A 6,390-nucleotide genomic window follows, 5' to 3' on the forward strand; every position below is an offset into this window, starting at 1 on the left:
ACCCGCGGTCGCCGCGCAGCCGGCGTACGGGTATCCCCAGCCGGCGTACGGCTACCCGGGGCCGGTGGGCGCCTCGCCCGACCCCGACTTCAAGCGAATCGGATCAGTAGGAGAACTGCTGGATCTGGCTGCCGTCACCTGCGTACGTCCAGCCGGTCCGGGTTGCCGGGTCGAGCTGTATGACGCGCTCGCGATGGGTTTCGAGCCGGCCGGTCCAGGAGCCGAACTGCGTGTACAAGACGCCGGTCATGGTGCCCACCGTCTTGCCCGTCTTCAGGTCGACGACGACGATGCGGCCGGTGGCGTTGTTGTCCTGGAAGCCGTACTGCCGAAAGCCGCCCGTCGTCGGCTTCAAGTCCGGGGAATGGAAGGCGACCAGCGCCAGTTGGTGCTCCCCGTCGACGGCGAGCGCGAGGGGCGCTTGCGCCGATCCGAGATTCACCGGCTCCCCTCTGGGCACCTGCGCGAGGTTCGCGTTGCCGCCGAAGTTGTGGCTGATTGAGTGGTACCAGGTTTCGTAGAAGTTGCCCTTCTGGTCGGAGGCGAGGTCCCCGGCGCATGGGACTCCCCCCTGGCTGTGGGTGACCGTTCCGCTGTCCAGGTTGATCGCGGCCATGGTGCCGGCCCCGGTCGAGGCTACGCAGTTGACGGTTGCTCCTGTCCTCTGCGCGGAGAAGACGCCGGTCGACTCGTCCACGTCCAGCAGGCCGTACGTGGAGTGGAGGTCCGGGGTGGACTCGAGCTGGAGCGGCATCCCTTGAGCGCCGGTCTCCGTGTCCACGGGGAGCACGAAGCCCGCACGGTCGCTCGAACGGTAGGCGAGCACCGCTGCACGGTGGCGCTTGGTGTCCACCCGCCCGCCCGTCACCACGTACTGGTCGTCGACCCGGACGGGGCTGCCGACCTCGTTGCCGGTGCTCGTATCGTAGGTCTCGAGCCACTGCTCGCCGGTGGTGGTCTGCTTGTGCAGGACCAGCGTGTGGTTGGCGGAGTCGACGCCGAACACCTCGTAGATGGAGCCGTACGCGGGGTCGCTCGTCAACTTGCGCCCATAGATTCCGGTGGCGGCGTTGTAGTCGTACACCGAGCCTTCACCGGTGGGACTCTCGACCGCCGCGACGGACGTGCCGCCGGGGACGATCGCGAAGTTGGTCAGGTTGGTGCCGTCAGGGGCCAGTCCGTCGTCGTATGCCAGCAGCGACGTCGGCGAAGCCTGCCCGACTATCTTGCCGTGCCGGTCGACGGCGAACACTCGCAGGTCGTAGGCGATCGATGAGGGCAGCTTGAGCGCGAGGGCGTCGAGCGCCGCCGTGCCCCGCGTGCCCTTCAGCGAGCGGTCGAGCGTGGCCGGGCTATCCACCCCGTTGTGGTCGCGGGTGGTGCCGTTCTGGTTGCTGACCAGGTTGTACGAGCCGTACATGTTCGGCCCGGGCGCGGAGAACTCCAGCAGTGTGCCGGTGGCACCCTTGACCCCCGATACGTCGTAGTGCACCGAGTACTGCGGTGCGGCCCGGTTGATATCCAGAAGGTGACCGAACTCTCCGGATGCCTTCGCGGCCAGGGTCGGCGCTGCCGGGCGTTGCGAGCGGTCACCGCCGTCGACCCGGATCGAGGCGAACTCGCCGTAGAGCGGGCCTAGACTGGCGCTACCTGTGGGGTTCTCGAGGATACCGATCCCGTAGATGCCGCCGCCGGCGGAGAAGGCGCCGGCCGGGACGGTGACCGTGCCGCGAAGTCCCGTCAGCGGGGCGGTGTAGGAGGCGGAGAAGATGGGCGCCGCCGCGGGGCTCCAGTGGCCGACTCCCGATACGACCAACTTCGGCGAGCTGACGTTCCGCACTCCGGTGAGGTCGTAGCTCACCTGCACGGAGTGTCCCGCCTTGACCACGGGCTGGACTACCGGGGCGAGCGACTCGACGTAGCCGCCGTCGGTGGGGCCGAAGGTCAGCTGGTGTGTGGCCGAGGCCAGCACCTGGTGGCCGTTGCGCACCTCGAAGGTGAGCGAGACCTGACGGTCCGTCGAGGAGACGACCGGCAGTCCGGCCGCGCTCAGCATCTGCGTGGGGGTCAGCCGGATCGCCGGCACATCGGAGGTGAACTCGTGATGCCCGATGCGCAGCGCGTAGCTGACGCCTTGCTGGTCGGGCAGGCCGGTCACGTCGGCACCGATGGTCACCGGTCCCACCAGGCCCTCCCCGGTGGTGCCCGGTCCGGCCAGGTCGATACGTCCGGGGTCGGTGGCCTCCACGTACGCGCCACCGAGCCCGTCTATGGTCTGGCGATGCGCCACGGAGAGCCGGGCGATGCGGGGCGTGCCCGTGCCGGCATGGCTGCCGTGCGCCTTGGCCAGGACCGCTTGCAGTGCGGCGGTGACGTCGAGTTGCGGGCCTACGTGCAGCGGCTGGTCGATCTGCGGCGGCGTGGGCACGGCCCGGCCGGTGTGCTCCAGCAGCGAACGGACGTCATCGGGCGACGGGTGCTGCCCGGTCAGCCGGGAGGCCTGCAGTACGACCGCGGCAGCGGCCGCGATTTCGGGCGCGGACGCCGAAGTGCCTCCGCTGAGGACCTCCGTCACCGACTGCGCTGTCTGGCCCTGGTGTTCGAAGGCGGGGATGCCGTCACTGGGCGCCGAGACGTCCACGCGCGTGCCGAATCCCGAGGAGAAGACCTCGGAACCGTTGAGCCTGGTGGTCGCCCAGGTCCCGTTGGCCGACGCGGCTCCGCCGTTCTGCGGCGGCACGGACAGCGTGTCGTCGGTCGTGGTGCCGCCCGCGGCGATCGCGCCGGAGTCCAGCACCTTGCTGGGCGTGGTCGACAGCTGGTCGTCGTCGATCCGCGTGGTGTCGGCGGCTTTGCGGGTCACGTTGGTCGCGGTGCTGCCGCCGTCGGGCCCGACGGCCGCGTTGGTGAACAGCCGGGTACCGTCGTTCGAGGAGACCACCACGGTGATGCCGTACTGCTGCACGATCGACGCGATCACGGCCTGCTGGACCGGGTCGTCCTCCAGGTAGCGGCCGGGGAGCCCCGCAGCGTCGGTGCCGTAACCGAGGCTGGCGGTGATCACATCGGGTCGCGGCTGCTGCCGGGCCGCGGCCAGCAGCGCCACCGCGATCTGGCTGAACGTCGGCTGCTGCGGGACAACGAGCCGGTAGTTGGCACCCGGGGCGATGCCCAGCAGGTCGGAGTTCCCGCTGCCCTGCATGCCCGGACGCTGCAGTTCGTGCGGAAGCGGCGCCATCACGGAGAAGTCCAGCAGGACCTCACCCAGCCCGGGGTCCTGCCCCTGGGCCGAGCCGGTCGGGTCGAGTGCCCCGGTCGCATCCGCGGTGTAGGTGGGGATCAAGGGCATCGTGGGGATGTCCAGGTACCGCTGGCCGTTCTGGACGACGGTCGTCGGCCCGCTCGGGTCGAGGTTGGATGTCCCCGCGTCGGTGAGGTCGCCGATCGAGACGTTGGTGATGGTCTCGCCCGTGCCGGGCAATTGGTGGAACTTCTGCTTCAACAGGCTGTAGGCGCCGGTCGCGTTGACACCGCCGGCGTTGAGGAAGCTCTGCATCGAGGTGCCGAGAGCGGCGTTGCCGGGCACTCCGTCGGAGCTGGTCGCACCGCTGCCCTGCCCCTTCGCCGACGAGCCGGCCTTCCCCGCCGTGGTTTTCACCGAGGAGGGCAGCGGCACGGAGCCGGTGTTCATGGGGGAGACGGTCTGGTCGGGCTCGGCGTAGACGACGCCGGGTGTGGCGGCCAGCGCCCGGGCAGCCGCCGAGGCGTCGCCGCCGGCGAGCTGGACGACTTGGACCTTGGACAGGTCGATCGCCTCGGAGCCCAGCTTGGCCTGGGCGGCGGCGTGCAACTGCTGGGCCTGGGCGGCCCCGAGACCCGGCATCAGAGGCCGCATGGAGACCGCGTGGGCCCGGTGGAGCGCGGTGTTGACCGCGGTGTCTGAGGTCAGCGGGGTACGGACCTGCAGATTGTGCTGCTTGCCCAGCGACTTGCCCGTCACCTGGGTGGCCGAGCCGAGTACCACAAGGACCTGGTGAGGGCTGTTCTTCGCCGACTGCGCGGGCGTGGGCTTCAGGAACGAGCGCCACGGACCGAGCGCTGAGGATCCGGGTGTGGACGGCAGCGCGGCACGCGCAGACGTATCTTTCGCACCGGAATCGGCAGCCGGGCTCTGCGCTCCGGTCGCGGCCGCGGGTATCGTTACGGCCGCGGTGATGGCCACGAGCGCGACACCGACGGCACCAAGCCGTCTACCGCGCGTGTGGGCATGAGTCATGGGACACCTCTCTTGAGGAGCGCATCCGCGAGCACGGATTCACACCGGAAGGCGCTGCCCGTTCGAGCGTGCTCAGGACAGCGCCAGCTTCAACGTGAAAGATGTCAACCGCGACCAACGAATCACAAGGTTACGAGCTGGCGGATCTCGGCCAGGCGGCGGAAGCCGCCACAGAAATTGGCGGGGCGGTATGGAATTCAGCGTGCTCGGGCTTGCGGAAGAAACAGAACACGTCTACGTGGCACTGGTCCAGCAGCCTCACTGCACCTCTTCGGAGTTGGCCGACGCTTGCGGCATGCCCGCGACCACTGTGGGAAGACTGCTGTCCAAACTGGTCAAGGACGGCCTCGCCGTGCAGGATGCCCGACGCCCGCCACGCTTCACCGTCGCTCCCCCGGATGTCGCCGTCACTCCGCTGATAGACCAGCGCGAGCATCAGCTCAAGGAAGCGCGAGCCCTGGTACAGCGGTTGACCGAGACCCACCGGGAGGCGGCCCGGATCAGCCAGCGCGATATGGCCGTCGAACTGCTCACCAGCCGTGAGCACATCCACGCCACCGTGCAGCGGCTGACTGTCGACGCCCGCCACGAGGTGCGTGCGTTCGACCGCCCGCCCTATGTCGACGGCCCCGGCAGCAACCTCGACCGCCAGCTCCAGCAGCAGCGGCGCGGCGTGATCCACCGGGTGATCTACGACCACGAAGCGGTGGCCTGGCCCGGCAGGCTGAACAACGACATCGTGCCCAGCATCAAGGCAGGCGAGGAGGCACGGGTACACCCTGATTTGCCCCTCAAACTCGTCATCAGCGACGACCGGGCGGCCATCCTCCCCTTCAGCCTCGGCCCTGGGGGCCAGTCAGTCGCCTACCTGGTCCACCGCTCCCCCGTGCTCGTAGCCCTGGAATCGCTCTTCGAGGCACAATGGGAGCGCGCACTGCCGCTGTCGGACACCTCACTGCCACCCGGCGACGCCACCACCGCGGCGGAATCCGAGGACGCAAAGCCTGATGAGGAGACTCGATCCCTGCTTGCCCTGCTCGCCTCCGGCCTCACCGACACGGCCATCGCGCGAGCCCAAGGCTGGAGCGAGCGGACCACCCAGCGTCGCGTCCACCAACTAATGTGCCAACTCGGCGCCTCCACCCGCTTCCAGGCCGGCCTCACCGCCACCCGACGCGGCTGGCTATGAAACGAGCACCAGCAGGCCCGACCCCAGTCGGACAAACAACCTGGTCAACGACCCGAACGAGAGTTTTCACGGCGGACAGGCAACGCGAACGGTGACGCGCATCACACCCTCGCCGTGCTCGCCGTGACCGGGGTGAAAGCGACCGAGCGGGTCAGGCCCCGTATCCGCAGCGGCACCACGAGCCGGCCGCCGTGCTTGAGCTGCGGGGTCCAGGCCGGGAGATGTCCCAGGCCCCGGCAGTCACCATGACGACATCGACCTCACCAAGGTCCGGGATGGGCTCGGCCGCGTCGGCGGTGACGACGTGAACCCTGCCGTAACCGTGCTCGGTCAGGAGCCGACGAGCGCGTTCGGTGACGACGGGGTCGATGTCCACGGTGACGACTTCACCGCCCTCACCGACGAGTTCGGCGAGGTAGGCCGCGTTCAGCCCGCCCGAGCCGATCTCCAGCACCCTCATCCCGGGCAGCACCCGGGCCTGCTCCAGCATCAGGGAATCTGCGGGGCGGACACGGAGCTGAGCTGTACGCCGTGCTCGTGGCACACGTCTGAAGGCTGGCTTTGCGGGAACTTGAAGAAAAGTAGCCGGGTCCCGACGTCGCTGAATGCGGTGGCAGGCGCGCTGCCGCCGTACTTTGGCGGGCCGGACGTCTGGCGGAGCGGACGTCTGGCGGAGCGGACGCTCAGTAAGTGGGGTCGTAGGGGCTCCAGCCGTGTATGAACGGCTTGAGATCCTCGGGCCGGAGTTCAGGGATTGCCGGCAGCAACGGTGAACCGTTAAAGGGGTTGGGTGCGGCTCTTTTGAAGTGAGCTTTGAGGGTCAGGCTCTGAGACGTCATCCGCTTTCCGAACGTGATCGTTTAGTTCGGGTGGGTGGGCATGAACTCCCGTTTGTGGCGGGAGAGATGGGCGTGGTTCGTCCGTT

2 protein-coding genes and 1 pseudogene are annotated in these 6,390 nt (G+C 68.8%); 1 reads left to right on the forward strand and 2 read right to left on the reverse strand.

Annotated elements, in window-relative coordinates:
- Nucleotides 1-103 precede the first annotated feature (103 nt).
- Nucleotides 104-4,276: a hypothetical protein gene (locus AB0D27_RS44910; RefSeq protein WP_362521327.1), complete on the reverse strand. Its 4,173-nt coding sequence runs from the start codon at nucleotides 4,274-4,276 to the stop codon at nucleotides 104-106.
- Between the two features lie 190 nt (nucleotides 4,277-4,466).
- Between AB0D27_RS44910 and AB0D27_RS44915 the strand changes: the two genes are divergently transcribed.
- Complete coding sequence (locus AB0D27_RS44915) at nucleotides 4,467-5,465, forward strand: winged helix-turn-helix transcriptional regulator (RefSeq protein WP_362521329.1); 999 nt, start codon at nucleotides 4,467-4,469, stop codon at nucleotides 5,463-5,465.
- A gap of 134 nt (nucleotides 5,466-5,599) precedes the next feature.
- Here the strand turns inward: AB0D27_RS44915 and AB0D27_RS44920 are convergent.
- A pseudogene (locus AB0D27_RS44920) lies at nucleotides 5,600-6,002 on the reverse strand (methyltransferase domain-containing protein); the annotation flags it as partial.
- Nucleotides 6,003-6,390: the final 388 nt, after the last annotated feature.

It is taken from the genome of Streptomyces sp. NPDC048415 (assembly GCF_040651675.1).
Lineage (GTDB): Bacteria > Actinomycetota > Actinomycetes > Streptomycetales > Streptomycetaceae > Streptomyces.

Coding starts and splice junctions, on each gene's coding strand:
- AB0D27_RS44910 (WP_362521327.1), bottom strand. CDS start 4,276: ATGACTCATGCCCACACGCGCGGTAGACGGCTTGGTGCCGTCGGTGTC.
- AB0D27_RS44915 (WP_362521329.1), top strand. CDS start 4,467: ATGGAATTCAGCGTGCTCGGGCTTGCGGAAGAAACAGAACACGTCTAC.